17 protein-coding genes and 1 pseudogene are annotated in these 17,262 nt (G+C 63.0%); 15 read left to right on the plus strand and 3 right to left on the minus strand.

Annotated elements, in window-relative coordinates:
* Window positions 1–70 precede the first annotated feature (70 nt).
* The 8 genes from Q2M23_RS24315 (at window position 71) to Q2M23_RS24350 (ending at window position 5,868) form a co-directional block, all read left to right on the plus strand.
* The gene (locus Q2M23_RS24315) at window positions 71–1,777 is read left to right on the plus strand and encodes a DUF3300 domain-containing protein (RefSeq protein ID WP_316397276.1); all 1,707 of its coding nucleotides are present in this window, start codon (window positions 71–73) and stop codon (window positions 1,775–1,777) included.
* The gene (locus Q2M23_RS24320) at window positions 1,774–2,706 is read left to right on the plus strand and encodes a DUF2950 domain-containing protein (protein WP_410469759.1); all 933 of its coding nucleotides are present in this window, start codon (window positions 1,774–1,776) and stop codon (window positions 2,704–2,706) included. The genes Q2M23_RS24315 and Q2M23_RS24320 overlap by 4 nt, the downstream gene beginning before the upstream one ends.
* 29 nt (window positions 2,707–2,735) lie before the next feature.
* Window positions 2,736–3,158 (plus strand): hypothetical protein, encoded by a 423-nt coding sequence (locus Q2M23_RS24325; protein ID WP_233475530.1) that lies wholly within the window; start codon window positions 2,736–2,738, stop codon window positions 3,156–3,158.
* 188 nt (window positions 3,159–3,346) lie between these two features.
* The gene (locus Q2M23_RS24330) at window positions 3,347–3,775 is read left to right on the plus strand and encodes a universal stress protein (RefSeq protein WP_316397277.1); all 429 of its coding nucleotides are present in this window, start codon (window positions 3,347–3,349) and stop codon (window positions 3,773–3,775) included.
* 53 nt (window positions 3,776–3,828) lie between these two features.
* Complete coding sequence (locus Q2M23_RS24335) at window positions 3,829–4,125, plus strand: HdeA/HdeB family chaperone (RefSeq protein ID WP_229189089.1); 297 nt, start codon at window positions 3,829–3,831, stop codon at window positions 4,123–4,125.
* A 23-nt stretch (window positions 4,126–4,148) separates the two neighbouring features.
* The gene (locus tag Q2M23_RS24340; protein ID WP_316397278.1) at window positions 4,149–4,442 is read left to right on the plus strand and encodes an HdeA/HdeB family chaperone; all 294 of its coding nucleotides are present in this window, start codon (window positions 4,149–4,151) and stop codon (window positions 4,440–4,442) included.
* A 207-nt stretch (window positions 4,443–4,649) separates the two neighbouring features.
* Window positions 4,650–4,916 carry a hypothetical protein gene (locus Q2M23_RS24345; RefSeq protein ID WP_229189088.1) on the plus strand — a complete coding sequence of 89 codons (267 nt, stop codon included), beginning with the start codon at window positions 4,650–4,652 and terminating at the stop codon, window positions 4,914–4,916.
* A gap of 214 nt (window positions 4,917–5,130) precedes the next feature.
* Window positions 5,131–5,868 carry an outer membrane protein gene (locus tag Q2M23_RS24350; RefSeq protein ID WP_229189086.1) on the plus strand — a complete coding sequence of 246 codons (738 nt, stop codon included), beginning with the start codon at window positions 5,131–5,133 and terminating at the stop codon, window positions 5,866–5,868.
* Between the two features lie 105 nt (window positions 5,869–5,973).
* Here Q2M23_RS24350 and aspD read toward each other — a convergent pair whose 3' ends face one another.
* Window positions 5,974–7,599, minus strand: a complete 1,626-nt coding sequence (gene aspD / locus Q2M23_RS24355; protein ID WP_316397279.1) for an aspartate 4-decarboxylase — start codon at window positions 7,597–7,599, stop codon at window positions 5,974–5,976.
* A 362-nt stretch (window positions 7,600–7,961) separates the two neighbouring features.
* On the opposite strand from aspD, the gene aspT (Q2M23_RS24360) reads away from it, so the two are divergent.
* Window positions 7,962–9,653, plus strand: coding sequence for an aspartate-alanine antiporter (gene aspT / locus Q2M23_RS24360; protein WP_057017161.1), 1,692 nt, complete (start codon window positions 7,962–7,964; stop codon window positions 9,651–9,653).
* A gap of 26 nt (window positions 9,654–9,679) precedes the next feature.
* On the plus strand, window positions 9,680–11,374 hold the full coding sequence (gene aspT / locus Q2M23_RS24365; protein WP_316397288.1) for an aspartate-alanine antiporter: 1,695 nt from the start codon (window positions 9,680–9,682) through the stop codon (window positions 11,372–11,374).
* 134 nt (window positions 11,375–11,508) lie between these two features.
* Here the strand turns inward: aspT (Q2M23_RS24365) and Q2M23_RS24370 are convergent, their stop codons facing one another.
* Window positions 11,509–11,805, minus strand: a complete 297-nt coding sequence (locus Q2M23_RS24370; RefSeq protein WP_316397280.1) for a helix-turn-helix domain-containing protein — start codon at window positions 11,803–11,805, stop codon at window positions 11,509–11,511.
* A gap of 7 nt (window positions 11,806–11,812) precedes the next feature.
* Complete coding sequence (locus Q2M23_RS24375) at window positions 11,813–12,382, minus strand: AraC family ligand binding domain-containing protein (protein WP_316397281.1); 570 nt, start codon at window positions 12,380–12,382, stop codon at window positions 11,813–11,815.
* A 184-nt stretch (window positions 12,383–12,566) separates the two neighbouring features.
* On the opposite strand from Q2M23_RS24375, the pseudogene Q2M23_RS24380 reads away from it, so the two are divergent.
* The 5 genes and pseudogenes from Q2M23_RS24380 to Q2M23_RS24400 all read left to right on the plus strand — a co-directional run.
* Window positions 12,567–13,742: pseudogene (locus tag Q2M23_RS24380) on the plus strand (MFS transporter).
* Window positions 13,743–13,761: 19 nt separating this feature from the next.
* Complete coding sequence (locus Q2M23_RS24385; RefSeq protein WP_316397282.1) at window positions 13,762–14,637, plus strand: glycine reductase; 876 nt, start codon at window positions 13,762–13,764, stop codon at window positions 14,635–14,637.
* Window positions 14,634–15,944: a tetratricopeptide repeat protein gene (locus tag Q2M23_RS24390; protein WP_316397283.1), complete on the plus strand. Its 1,311-nt coding sequence runs from the start codon at window positions 14,634–14,636 to the stop codon at window positions 15,942–15,944. The genes Q2M23_RS24385 and Q2M23_RS24390 overlap by 4 nt, the downstream gene beginning before the upstream one ends.
* 90 nt (window positions 15,945–16,034) lie before the next feature.
* On the plus strand, window positions 16,035–16,712 hold the full coding sequence (locus tag Q2M23_RS24395) for a cupin domain-containing protein (RefSeq protein ID WP_316397284.1): 678 nt from the start codon (window positions 16,035–16,037) through the stop codon (window positions 16,710–16,712).
* A gap of 356 nt (window positions 16,713–17,068) precedes the next feature.
* A partial coding sequence (locus tag Q2M23_RS24400) for a hypothetical protein (protein ID WP_316397285.1) occupies window positions 17,069–17,262 on the plus strand: 194 nt, incomplete at its 3' end.

Here is a 17,262-nt window from a genome sequence, read left to right on the forward strand (position 1 = left end):
TTGATCTCGATCAAGGAGGGGAGGGGATCGTGGCCGATGCTGTCGACCGTTGGTGTCGATGGAGGTCGCGATGTTCCGTTGGGGCAAGATTCTGCTCGCGGTTGTGCTGGTGTCGGTGACGTCCGTTGCCGCATTCGCGCAAACGGCTGACAAGCCGCCCGCCCAGACCAGCCCGCCCGCCCAGGCTAGCCAGCCGGCTGCGGCAACCCAGCCGACCGATCAGCTCCTGAAGCCGGAACAGCTGGAAGCCCTGGTGGCGCCGATCGCGCTTTACCCGGACTCGCTGCTCGCCAACGTGCTGGCGGCGTCGACCTATCCGCTCGAGGTCGTGCAGGCCGATCGCTGGCTCAAGGAGCGCAAGAGCCTGAAAGGGGATGCGCTGAAGGCCGAGGTCGACAAGCAGGCCTGGGATGACAGCGTGAAGGCGCTCACCAGCACCGCCGACGTGCTCGCGATGATGAGCGACAAGATCGATTGGACGAAGAATCTGGGCGATGCCGTGCTGGCGCAGCAGCCCGACGTCATGGATGCGATCCAGCGGCTGCGCAGCAAGGCGCAGGCCAACAACAAGCTGGTGACGACCAAGCAGCAGAAGGTCAGCGTCCAGACCCAGGAGAACAAGCAGGTCATCGTCATCGAGCAGACCGATCCGAACACCGTCTATGTGCCCTATTACGATCCCGCCACGGTCTATGGCGCGTGGCCCTATGCAGACTATCCGCCGTATTATTTCGGCTATCCGTCCTATATCGGCGCCGGTGTTGTCGCGGCAGGTCTTGCATTCGGCGCCGGATGGGCGATCGGACGCTGGGGCAATTATTGGGGTGGCGGCTTCAACTGGGGCAATCGCAACGTCTATGTCAATCATCGGACCACCAACATCGCAAATGGCTGGCAGCACAATCCGGCGCACCGCCAGGGCGTCCGCTACAACAACAGCAACGTCCAGCAGCGCTTCGGCGGCAACGCCAATCGGGCTGGTGCCAGCGATCGGATGGATTTTCGCGGCCGCGATGGTCAGCAGGTCCTCAAGCCCGGCGGCGATCGCCCGGGTGCTGATCGCGCAGGTGACCGGGCAGGAGACCGCGGTGATCGCGCCGGAGATCGCGCTGGAGATCGTGGAGGCGACCGCGCCGGAGACCGTGCGGGCGATCGCGGCAAAGGCGGTGACCGTGCCGGTGCCGCCGATCGCGCCAAGGGCGGCGACCGCGCCGGTGCCGGCAACAAGGCCAAGGGCGGCGGCGATCGCGCCAAGGCCGCCAACCGCGGCAATGCCGGTAACCGCGCAGCAGCGGCGAATCGTGGCGGTGGCAGTCGCGGTGGCGCCATGAACGTATCGTCCGGGCGGGCAGCTGCGGCGGCATCGGCGCGCGGGCGATCGAGCATGGCCAGCATGCCACGCGGCGGCGGCGGCGCAAGTTTTGCCGGCCGTGGCGGGGGCGGAGGCGGCTTCCGCGGTGGTGGCGGAGGTGGCGGCTTCCGCGGCGGCGGCGGCGGTGGACGACGCTCCGACATCGCGCTCAAGCACGATATCGAGCTGCTTGGACATCTCACCAACGGCCTCGGCTACTATCGCTTCAGCTATCTCGGTAGCAGCAAAGCCTATGTCGGCGTGATGGCGCAGGAGGTCGAGCAGGTCATGCCGGCGGCGGTGACGCGCGGCGCCGACGGCTATCTCAGGGTCTATTACGACAAGCTTGGGCTCAAGTTCCGCAGCTACAACGACTGGCTTGCGGCCGGCGCGAAGATTCCATCCCCGTCGGAGGCATCACGATGACAGGCCCCTCATACTCGCGACTGGATTGTATTGCCTCCATCGGCATGGCCGCGGCAACAGCACTCGCCTTGCTGCTATCTCCTGCGCGCGCCCAGCAAGGCTTCCCCAATCCGGAAGACGCGGCGTCCGCCTTGGCAACCGCCGTCAAGGCCGGCACCAGCCGGGCGATGCTGAAGGTGCTGGGCCGCGATGCCGCCGATATCATCGAGTCGGGCGACGATGTCGCCGACGCCAATGCGCGAGAGAGCTTTCTTTCTGCCTACGACGCCAAGCATTCGATCAAGGCTGACGGCAACAAGAAGGCCACCTTGATTTTGGGGAGGGACGATTTCCCGTTCCCGATCCCGCTCGTCAACAACAATGACGGCTGGAGTTTCGACGCCGCCGCGGGGCGGCGCGAAATCCTCTACCGCAGGATCGGCCGCAATGAGCTGGCCGCGATCCAGACCAGTCTTGCCTATGTCGACGCACAGAACGAATACGCAGAGAAGGATCGCGGCGAGGGTGTGGGCGCCTATGCCCAGCGCATCGTCAGCAGGCCGGGCAAGACGGACGGGTTGTTCTGGCGCGACGACAAGGATCCAAGCCCGCTCGGCGAGCTGGCCGCCCAGGCCGCCGCGGAAGGCTACAAGGTCGGCGAGCAGAGCATGCCGTACCACGGCTACTACTATCGGATTCTGAAGGCACAGGGCTCCGACGCCCCGGGCGGCGCGCTGAACTATGTCGTGAAGGGCAAGATGATCGGTGGATTCGCGCTGGTCGCCTATCCCGCCGAATACGGCAATTCCGGCGTCATGACCTTCCTGGTCAATCACGCAGGCACGGTCTATCAAAAGGATCTCGGCTCACGCACCGATTTCCTCGCCAAGCGCATGATCGTTTTCGATCCGGATCAGACCTGGAAGAAAGTGGATCCGGCAAATCCCTGAGCGAGGAGGGGGCTGCAGTGACGCGATCCATGATCCGTTCCGTCGTACTGGCGCTTGTCGCGATGGACCTCTTGGTCGCGCCATGCTTCGCGCAGGCCGTCGGCCACGTCCAGGTCAAGTTCGTGAAGGCGGCGCTCGTCGTGGGCGGCGGCGGCGGCAGCGGCACGTTGACCTACCGCGGGCGGCACTATCGGTTCATCGCGTCCGGCTTCAGCCTCGGCGTGAGTGCCGGTGCGTCGGTGACCTGGCTGGAGGGCACCGCCTCAGGCATCAGGGACGTCAACGATTTCGCCGGCAGCTACGCGCTGGTCGGAGCAGGTGGCGCATGGGCTGGTGGCGTAGGCGGGGTGAGCCTGCGAAATGAACACGGCGTGGTTCTGATGCTCAAGGGGCCGAAGGCAGGATTGGAATTCGCCGCCAATCTGGGCGGGCTTACGATCTCGCTGCGCTGAGCTCGGGCTCGATTCGCCCTGCCTCAGATGGGCCGCAGGTGGCAGGTGCCTCCGCCGAGCGACGACCAGCGTCCGGGGTGCGGCACTGAGCGATGGATTGATCTATCTCAAGGCCGGGTCCGAGGCGCAGGTGCAGCTTGCACCTGACGGGGGGCGATACGTCATCCAGATAACCGGGAGGTCTAAGCATGTACCGGCACATTCTCATTCCGACAGATGGGTCGGAACTGGCGGAGCAAGGGGTGAAGCACGGTTTGGCGTTGGCGAAATCCGTCGGAGCCAAAGTATCGGTCGTCTTCGTCGTTGAGCCGCTCTCGGAAATAGGAGGGCGGTACCGTGATCTGCTCGCGAGATTTGCCGAGATACGCAAGGAAGAGGCCACGAGCGCGCTGGATCGTGCCGCACACGCGGCCAGGGAGGCCGGCGTTCCCTGCGAGACAAGCCAGGCCGAGAGCGGGCAACCCCATCAAGCCATCATCGCAGCAGCCGAGGATAAGGGCTGCGATCTCATCGTTATGTCATCGCACGGGCGCAGCGGGCTCTCCATGCTGCTCATCGGCAGTGTGACAAACAAGGTGCTGACGCAAGCAAAGACTCCGGTCCTTGTCTGTCAGTGAGCGTGCAGATCGCTGGATGGAAAGTACTGTGCATGGAGCTTGGGAGAAATCGAATGAACAAAATCGCTGTGTGCCTGGCTCTTGCCGGTGCGACGCTATCCGGCCCGCTGCAGGCGCAGACGAGCGTCGATATGGCGCGGATAACTTGCTCGCAATACCTCGCCATGTCCCCGGGCGATTCTTCCGTATTTTCTGCCTGGATGAGCGGCTGGTTCAATCAGAAGAAGGGATACGTCTTCGTCGATCTCAACGCGTATGCGCGAAATGTCGCAAGCGTAAAGGCGTGGTGCGCGACCAATCCCACTCAGACCGTGATGGCCGGCCTTGAGCGCTCTACGGCCGGCCAGTGATCAAACAGGGTTGGAAGATAACAATGAAACTATCGATCCTTGCCGTTGCGACCGTTGCACTCCTCGCCACCAGCGTCGTGGCCAAAGCGCAAGTCGTCGTCGATCTGTCCCTCATTACCTGCAAGCAATTGCTGGAGGCGGATCAGGAACGACAAACGCTGATCAGCTCCTGGATGTCGGGCTATTTCAGCGCATCGAAGAACCTGACCGTCGTCGATTTTCGCTACGTCGAGCGGAACGGCAAGGTTATCGGCAAGTACTGCAAGTCGCACAAGGCGGACACCGTAATGAATGCGATGCAAAAGAACTGGCGCTGATCATCGTCGCTGCGATCGCGCGAGCCTTGGAGGGCATTCTTGTCCGTCGCGTCTGCGATGAAGCCGGCGATGCCAACGGTCGGCAGGCTCGTCGCTTCACTCGCGCTTCCGATCGAACCGGCTGTCTCTCAATGCCGGCCGCGGCTCCCGTATTTTTACGGTCCGGGCGCTTGACCGAGGTCAAGGCGCGGCCACTGGCAAGATGGTGTGTCGCTAGGGCTGTTCGCTCTCTCCGGTGTCGCGGTGTCGGCCATCTGGTATGTCACTTATGAAATTCGCCGACGTGGTCTGCTGGCTCGAAGGGCGCGCAGTCCTCGCGAGACCAGGACATTTGCTACTGAATCGGAAGCCAAGGCATTCGCGCGATCAAAACTGGACGAAGGGCTGGTCGTGTTTGCCGGCACCATCAATCCGCACCTCCCCAGGCAATTGATCCCCTCGCAGAACATCGCCGATTGGCTCGTCGAACAGTGAGTCGGCTCCGGCGCTTCCTCTCCGGCAGCACGAGCTTCGTGCTGCACCGAATGTTGAAAGCACAGCCCAAGCACGGTGTTGGTTTGCCCTTGAGTGTTGCCATTTTGGCACGCGCCTTTTCGTGACTCACATCTAGGCTTCGATCACTGCCCCGATCGGGCGAGCGCAAGGACTGCTTTTCTCGATTGACGCGAAGAGACCCGGAGATCATTCCATGAAGAGATTTTTGCTTTCTGTCGCCGCGATTATCGGCATGGCCACGCCGGCGTTGTCGGCTGACATGGCCGTCAAGGCGGCGCCTGTGCCGGTTCCTCCGCCGGTCTACAACTGGACCGGCTTCTATATCGGTGCGAACGGCGGTTGGGGTGAGAGCCGCACCTGCTGGGACTTCATCCCCGCAGTCGGAGGTGTCGTGGCCGATGGATGCAGCTCGCGCTCCGGTGGCGTTTTCGGCGGACAGCTCGGCTATCGCTGGCAGGCTGGCCAGTTCGTCTTCGGCCTGGAAGGACAGGGTGACTGGGCGGACCTGAAGAGCTCGCGCCTCAGCCTGATCGATCCGAGGTTCTCGACGACAACGAAGACCGACGGACTGGGCCTTTTCACTGGCCAACTCGGCTGGGCCTGGGATGCCGCGCTGTTCTACGTGAAGGGCGGTGCAGCGGTCACCAGCAATCGCTATGACATCTTTACCACGGTCGGCGGAATCGGGGTCGCGTCGGCGACATCGACCCGTTGGGGCGGTACCGTCGGCGTGGGCTTCGAGTACGGGTTCACCCCGAACTGGTCCGTCGGGCTCGAATATGACCGTCTGTTCATGGGCGATGCCAACAACACGTTCTCGGTGGTCAATCCCATCGTGGCCGGCGCCGCCAACCGGATCGGACAGGATGTGGATCTGCTGACGATCCGCCTGAACTATCGGTTCGGTGGGCCGGTCGTCGCCAGATACTGATCTCCCTGGATGGATGTAATTTGGGCCCCGGCATTCTTGCCGGGGCCTTTCTTTTAGTTTTGGCGGCTACCGGACCAAATGTCCGAAGTGCGGCAAGCGCCGCTGTCAGCGCTTTGCGGCTGCGCCCTTCGCTGCCTCGTAGGCGTCGCGATAGCCTCTGGCGATGGTCCGAACGCCTCGCCCGATATCATCATAGACATCGTCGGGCAGGTTCGCGAGCGAGACGCGAAGCGACCATTCGGGCGCATCGAATCCGCCGCCGTTCAACAGCACGATCCCGTGGGCTTCAGCCAGCCTGAACGCGAGGTCCAGCGGATGGACGTTCTTCTTCAGGTATTCAACCGCCTCGTCGCCGATATTCTTTCGGGCCCAGAACTCGAAATCGATCAGGGCGTAGTAGGCATCATAGCTCGGATTCGGGCTCAGCTTGTCGGCAAGCCCGAGGCCGTCGAGCAGCGACCACAGGCGCTTGTTGACGATCTCCATGCAGGCGGCCTGATAGGCCTTCTTTTCGTCCATCATCTCCGCGAGCGAGAACAGGCTCATCATCACCTGCTGCGGCAACGACAGGCCCGCAGTGTGATTGAGCGCCACGTCGCGGCTGTCGGCGACGATGCGGTCGATCAGCTTGAGCTTGCGCGGTTCGAGCGTAAGCGGCCCGTAGCGCTTGTCGAGCGCCTTGACGGCCTCGTCCGGGAGCTTGGCGATCATCTTGTCGAAGATGTTGTCCTCGTGGATGGCGATCGCGCCGAGCCGCCATCCCGTGCAGCCGAAATACTTCGAATAGGAGTAGACGCCGATGGTGTTGTGCGGCAGCTCGCCCAGCAGCGAACGGAACCCGTGCACGAAGGTGCCGTACACGTCGTCGGTGAGGATCATCAGGTCGGGGCGCTTGGTCCTGACCAGATTGGCCAGCTTGGCAACTGTCTCCTTGCTTAACGCCATCCCCGGAGGGTTGGACGGATTGACCACGAAGAAGGCCTTGATCTTCGGATCCTCCAGCTTCTTGATCTCCTCGTCGGTGAACTGGAACTTGTTCTCCTGCGGAGCCCTGATCTGAACCACCTTCAGGTCGTAGTCTTCCAGGTGCGTCATCTCGATGTAGGGCGTGAAAATCGGCGTCGCCAACGCGATCGTATCGCCGGGCACCAGCAGCCGGTTGGCCTTCAGCGACTTGAAGAGGTAGCACATCGCCGCCGTGCCGCCCTCGACCGCATAGATGTCGAATTTTCCGGCCGGCCGGGGCTCGCCGCAAACCGCCCACATCAGGTATTCGTGCACGATCTTTTCGTTGTGCACCAGCATGCGGTCCGGCACCGGGTAATTGTCGCCGATGATCGAATCGACCAGCTCGTGGACGAAGGCGTCCGGGTCGAAGCCGAATTTCTTGACCGCAAAGGGCAGCATCTCGGTCAGGAAGCTCGCACCCGGCATGTCCTTGTGCTGCTTGAGCCAGACTTCGAACCGGCCGGCGATGCCGCTTGCCTGGGGCATGCCGCCGATGCCCGCCGGGTGCTCCATCACCCGCTTACTCTCGGTGATGGCGAATTGTCCCAGCAGGAAGAAGCCTTCGCGCGGCGTCGTGGCCACCCAGTTCGGATTGCCCCGCCCGGCGTTCAGGAAGGGCATCTGGCTCCGCTTCGAATTGCTCTTGGCGAGGTTGATCAGCTCGTCCTTGATCTCGAAGGGGCTCAACGCCTCGAATTTCTTCAGGGTCAGAAGATCGGCCATTTGACACTCCCGGGGCGATGCGTGCTGTTGGAATGGAGGCGACAGGCTCCGTTGCCTGCGCAATCGCGCGCAGCATGATCGGCGACCGGTTACGAGCCTTGATCTATGTCAACGGTCACGCGCAGGCGATGCGATGCTGCGACGGATAGTCGCTCACGATGCGAGTGCGCGGCACATGTGTGGTGTCGGCAAGATCATGAAATCGCGAGGCTCTCGCAGCTGCGGTTGACATAGATCAACATCCTGCTCGCCAACCGCCGTCTGATGTCGACCGATACGGTTGCTCGCCCTTTTCGGCACCCGTGCACGAGATCGAAGCGGGCGCACGCCAAAGCCCCGGGACAGCATGAACGGGTGACATCATGATCGATTGGCTCTTCCAGACGCTCCGCACCTATCCCGAAATTGCGATCTTCCTCTCGCTGGCCCTGGGCTACTATTTCGGTTCCTTCACCTATAAGGGGCTTGGACTGGGCGCGGTCACCGCGACACTGGTTGCCGCTGTCATCATCGGCCAGATCGGGATCACTATATCAGGGCCGCTGAAGCCGTTCTTCTTTCTGATGTTCCTGTTTGCAATCGGTTACGGTGTCGGACCGCAATTCGTGCGCGGTATCGCGCAGGACGGCGTCCCGCAGGCGATTTTCGCGGCCGTGGTCTGCGTCTTCTGTCTGCTGTCCGCCTATCTCGGCGCCAAGGTCGCCGGTTACGACGTCGGATCGGCCATCGGGCTCTATGCCGGCTCGCAGACGATCTCCGCGTCGATGGGACTCGCGACCGACGCCATCAATCGCCTTGGTCTGCCCGCGGACGAAGCCAAGAAGCTGCTCGATGCCATGCCGGTCGCCTATGCCGTGACCTATATCTTCGGCACGGTTGGGTCGGCGATCGTGCTGGCGCTGCTCGGACCGGCGCTGCTCGGGATCGATCTCGAAGCCGCGTGCAAGAAATACGAGGAGGAGCATGGCGGCAAGAAGGAGCTGGGCGGCCCAGGGACGGCCTGGCACCAGTTCGATGTGCGCGCCTATCGCGTTCATGAGCGCGGACCCGTCGCCGGCAAGACCGTCGGGCAGGCCGAGGCGCTGCTTCCCGATCATCGCATCTTCGTCCTCCGGCTCCGGCAAGCCGGCAAGATCGTGGAGGCAACCTCCGACACCGTGATACATGCCGGCGATGTCGTCGCCGTCGCCGGGCGCCGCGATGTGCTGGTGCAGCTGATCGGCGAGCAGGCCGAGGAAGTTGACGATCGCGAGCTGCTGGCGGTGCCGATCGAAGGTGTCGATGTCTACGTGACCAGCAAGGACGTCGACGGCAAGACGCTGGAGCAACTGGCCAAGGAACCGGGCGCTCGCGGCGTATTCCTGCGCAAGATCGCCCGGGGGGCGATCGCGACCGAGATTCCGATCCTGCCGAACACCAAGATCAATCGGGGCGACATCCTCACCCTGGTCGGCCGCACGTCCGATGTCGCTGCCACCACAAAGATGCTGGGCCGGCCGGACCGTGCAACCGATGTTGCCGACGTCGCCTTCATCGGGGCTGCGATCGCGATCGGCGCCCTGGTCGGCGCCTTCGTCTACAAGATCGGAAGCGTGCCGCTGACGTTGTCCACCTCCGGCGGCGCATTGATCTCAGGTCTGTTCTTTGGCTGGCTCCGGTCCGTGCACCCGACCTTCGGCCGCATCCCGTCACCCACCGTGTGGTTCATGAACTCGGTCGGCCTGAACGTCTTCATTGCCGTGGTCGGAATCTCCTCGGGCCCGGGATTTGTCGCCGGCCTGCAAAAGCTCGGCTTCAGCCTGTTCCTTTGGGGCGTCGTCGTGACCACCGTGCCGCTGATCCTGGCGATGTTCGTCGGCAAATACGTGTTCCGCTTCCACGACGCGATCCTGCTCGGATGCTGCTCCGGCGCGCGCACCACGACCGCTTCGCTGGGCATGATCAACGACCGCGCGAAGAGCCAGATTCCCGGTCTTGGCTACACCGTCACCTATGCGGTCGGAAACACGCTGCTGACGATCTGGGGCATGGTGCTGGTGATGATGATGACATAGCCGCGGCGCGGGACCGTGTTGAGACGATGTTGAGCTGGCTGGCGCAATTTCTCGTTCGTTATCCGGAGCTCGCGCTGTTCCTGGTGATCGCCGCGGGCTACTGGATCGGAAGCTTCAAGATCGGCGCTTTCAGCCTCGGCCCGGTGACGGGCGCGCTGTTCGCAGGACTCGCGGTCGGCGATTTCGCGCATGTGCCCGTCTCCAGCATGACCAAATCGTTCCTGTTCCTGCTGTTCCTGTTCGGGGTCGGCTATTCGGTCGGTCCGCAATTCGTGCTGGCGATGAAGCGCGACGGGCTGAAGCCCATGCTGATGGCCGTTGTCGTGAGCCTCACCGGTCTTGCGGCGGCGATCGTCGTGGCACGCGTGCTGCGGCTCGACCCCGGCTTTGCCGCCGGGCTCCTGTCGGGCGCGCTCAGCCAGAGCGCTGCAATGGGTACGGCGACCGACGCGGTCAATTCCCTGCCTGTGTCCGAGGCACAGCGCGCGTTGTTTGTCTCGCATATCGCGGTCGCGGATGCGGTCTGCTACATCTTCGGCTATGCCGGCGTGATCACGTTTTGCACCATTGTCGTTCCGGCGCTGCTCAAAATCGATCTGAAGGCGGAGGCGCTCAAGCTAGAGCAGACCCTGGGCATCACGCGCGCCAAGCCCGGCCTCGCGTCGGCCTGGCGCAAGTTCGAACTGCGCGCCTACCGGCTGGATGCTCACGCTGCGATCGTCGGACTGACAGTTGCGGCCGCCGAAACGCGCGTGACCGGGCAGCGTGTATTCATCCACCGCATCCGTCGCGGCGAGCGCGTCCTCGAGGCGGAGCCTGCAACGGTGCTGGCGGCAGGCGATGTCGTCGCGCTGTCGGCGCCGCGCCAGATCATCGTCGAACTGATCGGACCGCGCGGGGAGGAGGTCGAGGACCGGGAGCTCCTCGATATCCCCGTGGTCGCGGCGGACGTGTTCCTGATCAACGCGAAGCTCGCGGGCAGCAGCCTCCAGCAGGCGTCTGAACAAGACTGGACGCGCGGCCTTTATCTGCGCTCCGTGAGCCGGGGCGGTGAAGCGCTTCCGATCGCTGCGGGCACGGTTCTGGAGCGCGGCGATCTGCTGAGCATCGTGGGTCCTGAAACCGTGGTGCAGAACGCGGCCAAGAGCATCGGCGTCATCGTCGCGCCCAGCACCACGATCGATTTCGTGGTGCTGGGGCTCGCGATTTTCCTCGGCGGCCTCCTTGGCGTTCTCATAAGCTTTTCGGTTGGCGGCATCACGATCTCGCTGAGCACCAGCGTCGGCACGCTGCTCGCCGGACTTCTGGTCGGCTACCTCCGTACGCGTCTGCCGTATTTCGGCCGGATCCCCGACGGCGCCATCAGCCTGATGACATCGCTCGGACTGGCTGCGTTCGTCGGCCTGACCGGGATTCATGCCGGGCCGATCTTCCTTTCCGCGATACGCGAGTCGGGCATCGGGCTGCTGCTGGGCGGCATGATCGTCACCCTGTTGCCGCAGATCGTCGGCTTCTGCTTCGGCCATTTCGTGTTGCGCATGAACCCGATCCTCCTGCTCGGTGCGCTGACTGGAGCACAGACGGTCACGGCCGCGATGGCGGCCATTCAGGAGCGCTCGGGCAGCTCCGTGGTGGTGCTTGGCTACACGCCCGCCTATCCGATCTCCAATATTCTGCTGACGACCTGGGGATCGATCATGGTCGTTGTTTTCGCTGGATGACGGGGCAGGGACGGCTCGCGCCTACCTCGACATTGAGAGCGGCGCACAAGCGAGCGTCCCCCTGGTCCGGACGACCGTATTCCGCCTGTTCCGAACTGAACCGCGGTTTCCAACGAGTCCCTGCGGCTGAAGGGTCAGCGCGCCCGGCGGGGCGAATCTCGAGATCCGGATCGATGCCTTGATGAAGTCCCTCTGCTGGCCGCGTGGCCCAGACTGCGCCGATGTTGCAGGGGACTAACGCGCATTTCAGAGCGAAACATGAATATGAATGCGGAGGCCGATGAGTAACCCAGCCGCAACGCGATCTCTGTGATCGGCAGGTCGCTGCCCAACAATTCGATAGCCTTGAGCAGGCGGAGACGCTGACGCCATGCACGCAAGCTCATGCCGACTTCGCGCTCGAAGTGTCGCGTCAAGGTTCGCGGCGACATGCCAATCTCACGCCCGCATCTCGGCGTGGCGCGGATTCGCAGGATCGGCGTAGAGGGTTTCACAGAGGGCCAGCAAGCCCGGGTGGGTGGGCCAAGGTAACGCTGCCGAGATCGGCGTCGCCCGCCGCAACTGATCGAGGATGAGCGCGATAACTCGAGCGGCGTAGCGACGATCCTCGCTTTTCAGCGACGCGGCTTCCACGATGAGCGTCCGCAGGAGCGGGGACACATGGATGACCGTCGTGCCGGACGTCATGCCTTGGCTGGCAGCATTGGCGACCCAGAGGCTCCGGAATTCCGCTCCCATCAGGGAGCCGACCGAATGCTTCGTACCGGCCGGCAGCCAGACGGCCTGTTCCGGAGAAATGACGACGCTCCGTCCATCCGCCTTCACGGTGAGCGCGCCCGAGATCGCGTAGACCAGCTGATTCCAGCTGTGACTGTGTTCGGCGAAGTAGCTCCTCGCAGGAAGAGACTGCACCCGTACGATCAAAGGCTTCGGTGATCCGAGGCCCTGCGGGGCATCGACCGTCTTCCAGCCGGCATTCCTTGGCGAAATGTGACGCTTCATCGACATAAATTGGCAATCTGTAGAAGGAAAAGTCCAGCGATTTCTCCTTAACTCCGACACGGTGATCCACGGCCCGGTGGATCAGCCACTGGTCCTATCGGCCACGTCCCGTCGACGGACATCTAACGGCGGAGCAAGCCGCAGCGTGAATTTCAATTTTTCCGTTCCCACCCATGAGGCGCCGACCGCCATTCGCCGCGAGCGCAACAATGTCGCAAGGCCTGCCGTCGCCCAGGCCCTCGCAGGCGCCAATTCCACGGTCGTCTACGCAACCGGGGCCGTGGTCGGCGACATGCTGGCGCCCACCAAGGCACTTGCGACGCTGCCGGTCTCGGTTTTTGTCGTCGGCATGGCTCTGTGCACGCTGCCGGCGGGCGTTGTCGCGCAGCGCTATGGCCGGCGCACGACATTCCTGCTTGGTGCAGGCAGCGGCGTCCTCGCAGGCTTGAATTGCGCTCCTTGCGGTACTCAACGCGTCATTCCCGCTATTCTGCGCCGGGACCTTCTTTGGCGGCGTCTACGCGGCCGTGGTGCTCTCGTTCCGCTTTGCGGCGGCCGATTGCGCAGCACCTGAACGGCGTCCGCGCGTGCTCTCGGCCGTGATGGCTGGCGGTGTGTTCGCCGGTGTGATCGGTCCACAGCTTGTGACGCACACCATGAATCTGTGGGCGCCGTACCTCTTTGCCGCGACGTTTGTCGGCCAGGCGGTGGTTGCGGCGCTCTCCGCGGTTATTCTGGCGGGCGTTGAGCTTCCTCCGCTGACTGTAACGCATCTCAACGCCGGAAGGCCGCTCGCTGTCATTGCCCGGCAGCCGCGCTTTATCCTGGCCGTGATCTGCGGGGTCGTCTCCTACCTGCTCATGAATTTCCTCATGACCGCAGCCCCGCTGGCGATGAAGCTCTGCGGGCTGCCTCAGGAATCGGCCAATCTCGGTCTGCAGTGGCACGTCATTGCGATGTACGCCCCGAGTTTCTGGACCGGCCGCCTGATCACGCGCTTCGGCGCATCCGCGATCGTCGCGGTCGGGCTGGTATTGATTGCGGCCTCTTCGTCGGTGGGCCTGCTCGGGATCGATGTCGTGCATTTCTGGGCGACGCTGAGCCTGCTCGGGATCGGCTGGAACTTCGGCTTCATCGGCGCCTCCGCGATGGTTCTGGAGTGCCATCGTCCCGAGGAAAAGGCGCGCGTTCAGTCGCTCAATGACTCGTGGTCTTCGGCACGATGACCGTCGGCTCCTTCCTGTCGGGCGGGCTGCTGTCGTCCTTCGGCTGGTCGACCGTCCTGATGCTGTCGTTCGCACCACTCGTCGCCGCATTGCTGGCACTCATCGGCTTTTCATACCGGCCCACCGCACGACCAAGCTAGCGTCTCGAGGAGAATCCACATGAGCGTAGCGGAAACCCCGGTTCAATATATGGAGCGAACGCGCCAATATTACCGTGCCCTTGGTTACGACAACGACTATGTCTGGGCGAGGTTTGATGATGTCCCTTTCACCAAACCTGCCAAACTGTCATCGGACCTGCGTATCGCACTGATTACCACGGCCAGTCCGCCGGATTTTGACGGCGTCAAACGGGTGTGGTCGGGTGAGGTTTCGCCGCCGCCCGGGAAGCTGTTTACCGACAACGTTGCGTGGGACAAGGAGTCGACCCACACCAATGATCCGGGCAGCTTCCTGCCGGTAGAAGCCGCTTTCGGATTGGTCGGCGAGGGCGCCCTTGTCGGACTGACCCGGCACTTTCACGGCGTGCCGACAGAATACAGCCAACGGAAAACGAACGCGGAGGATGCACCTGAAATCCTGGCACGGGTTCGAAAAGACGGGGCGGATGCTGCGATCCTTTGCCCCCTTTGCCCCGTGTGTCATCAGACCGTAAGCTTGGTGGCCCGGCATCTGGAAGCGAACGGCATTCCGACGGTCATTGTCGGCTCGGCGCAGGATGTCGTGGAGCACTGCGGCGTGCCACGGTTCTATTTCACGGATTTCCCGCTGGGCAATCCTTGCGGGCATCCCTGGCGACCGGACATGCAGCGCGAAATCATGCGCCAGGCGCTCGCCCTTTTTGACACGGCGACGGCGCCGCGAACGACTGTGAAAGCGCCATTTGCGTGGAAGGAGGAGGGTTCCCTTTGGCGGCGCCGGTATGGAAGAGTAAATCCAGAGGATCGCGAGCGGCTGCTCAAGCTGGGTGACGAGCGCCGCCGGCGGCAAGCCAAGGCCAAGCAGGTTTCCATGGAGGGAGTGTCATCAAAATGACCGAGAGTTCGATGGGAAATCGGGTGGGCGTTCTTGAAGACCGGTACGGCAACCCCTTGAGCACAAGCTCTGCCGCCGCCCGCGACGCATATGTCGCCGGCGTCGACAAGCTGCTCTCGGCCGGATCGGGGATTGACCAGGCATTCCGCGACGCGATCGCCGCCGACGAAGGTTTTGCTCTGGCGCACATTGCGCTTGCGCGAACCCTGCAACTGCTCGGTCGCGGCAACGAAGTCAAAGCGCCGCTCGAACGCGCGATCGCGCTGGCGCCTGCTACGACTTCGCGCGAGCAAGGTCATATTGCGATCTTTGCCAAGATCCTGAGTGGTCAAGGCGCTGCGGCGGTTTCGGCGATCGCCGAACATATCAAGCACTGGCCGCGCGATGCCATGGTGCTGGCACCGGCCACCGGTGTCTTCGGCTTGATCGGCTTCTCGGGCAAGTCCGGCCGCGAGGTTGAGCAACTGGCGATGCTGGAGCCGCTTGCAACCCATTACGGCGATGACTGGTGGTTTCGAACCGTGCTCGCGTTTGCCGAAATCGAGCTGCACAGGCTCGACAGTGGTTTCAGGAATATCGAGACCGCACTTCGTGGTTGTCCCCGCAACGCTCACGCTGCGCATATCAAGGCCCATCTGTTCTATGAGAAGGGACAGCGCGAGGAGGGGCTGGCTTATCTCGAGCAATGGAACGCCGCTTACCCACGCGAGGCGCAACTGCATTGCCATATCAGTTGGCATCTTGCCCTGTGGTCGCTGGAGACCGGCAGGCGGGATCAAGCCTGGAAGATCTATCGTGAGGCGCTGCATCCGGGCGGCTCGTGGGGGCCGCAAATCAATGTCCTCACCGATTGCGCCTCGTTCCTTGCACGCGCCGAGATGGCGGGCGAGCCGCGGTATCCGGAACTGTGGAGCGAGATCAGCCAGTATGCGGCGAAGTGGTTTCCCAACTCGGGGATCATCTTTGCCGACATGCACAGCGCGCTCGCCTTTGCAATGGCCGGCGATGCGGAGGCCTTGGCGAGGATCATCGAGAACCCGAAGGGACCCGCCGCGGACATGGTGGTGCCCATCGCGCGCGGCTTCGATGGTTTGGCCAAGGGCGACTGGACACGGGTCGTCGATGAGCTAACGCCCGTCCTGGCAACCCATGAAAGGGTTGGAGGCAGCCGCGCGCAGCGCGACCTGCTGGAATATTCCGTGACTTGCGCCTTGCTGCGCAGTGGTCGCGCCGAAGAGGCGCGGCGGCTGATCGCGTCACGACGACCGCAGAATGCGGCGAGCGGCGTTCCGCTCGCGGGGTTCTGAACGTGTCCTGGTTTAGGACCTGCGCTGGTCAAGAGATCCGAAATGGAGAAGCGGTGGGTTTCGGATAGCGCAGCCTGAGGGAGAGTGACGATGCGCATCAACGATGATCTGTCGAAGCCTGTTATCGTTCACGCCTCGAAGCTGGACTGGGTGGCCAGTCCGTCGGCCGGCGTGGATCGGCGCATGCTGTTCCGCATTGGCGCCGAGGTCGCGCGCGCCACCTCGATCGTGCGCTATGCTCCCGGTAGCGCCTTCCCGCGTCATACGCATGGCGGTGGAGAAGAGATTGTCGTCCTTGAAGGTACCTTTCAGGATGAGCATGGCGACTATCCCGCGGGCAGCTACTTCCGCAACCCTCCGGGGACGTCACATGTTCCCGCCTCGAAGGACGGCTGCACAATCTTCGTGCGGCTCTGGCAGTTCCGGGACGAGGACCGGACCCAGGTCGTGCGTCAGCCAGGTGAGGGCCAACAGGTTGCGCCGCGCCCCGGTGCAAGCAACGTCAGCGTGCTATTTGACGACGGCCACGAAGAGGTCCGCCTTGAAGACTGGCGGCCGGGTGAAATCGTCAGCCTTGCGAACGCGCGCGGGCTCGAGTTCTTTGTTCTATCGGGGGGACTAACGATCGGGGACGAGACGCTGCAGCCGCCGGGCTGGGGTCGGCTACCCGCCGGCGTCGACCTGAAGGCGACGGTGGGCCCGCAGGGCGCGAAAATCTGGATCAAGGAGGCGCCGCTGCTGCATCCGGATGTCTGTCGACCCGGGTAGCCGGCACAGTTCTGACCGCCTCCGTTGAGCTCCCTGCAATGGCGAAGCTACTTTGCATGGGGTTGTTTTCGATATTTTGGTTGGGCCGGGCCTGTTTCGGCCGGGCAGCGCTCCGAAACATCATGTTGCATTGAACCGATGTTGCGGCTAGGCAATTGAGATGACATGGAAATTTTCCGTCGCCCCGATGATGGATTGGAGCGAGAGTTTAAGCTTTTCAACCGGTTAGATGATGGCGTGTGCACGACGTGTGCACCGGGAGATCGAGAAAAATCTCAACACAGCCAACGTGCGCAGGCCTGTGGCGCATGTGCCTGGATCTGAACTTCCGAGGGCAGGGCGAGGCGAGTGCTTAAGTGCGGTCTCAGCTGTTCGACGCGGAATGGTCGAAAACCGTGGGTTTGACTCCCACTCTCTCCGCCATTTTTGCGATCTCGTGCGCTAGTCTTCGACTCTGTACTATTTTACGCGCGGTAGTCGTTCGTGAAGAACTGGCGCCGGCGCCCGGCTTAAGCGGTGTTTCGAGCCGGGACGGTCTCGAAGAAGGCTC

Source organism: Bradyrhizobium sp. 33ap4 (genome assembly GCF_032654765.1).
GTDB classification, from domain to species: Bacteria; Pseudomonadota; Alphaproteobacteria; order Rhizobiales; family Xanthobacteraceae; genus Bradyrhizobium; species Bradyrhizobium australafricanum.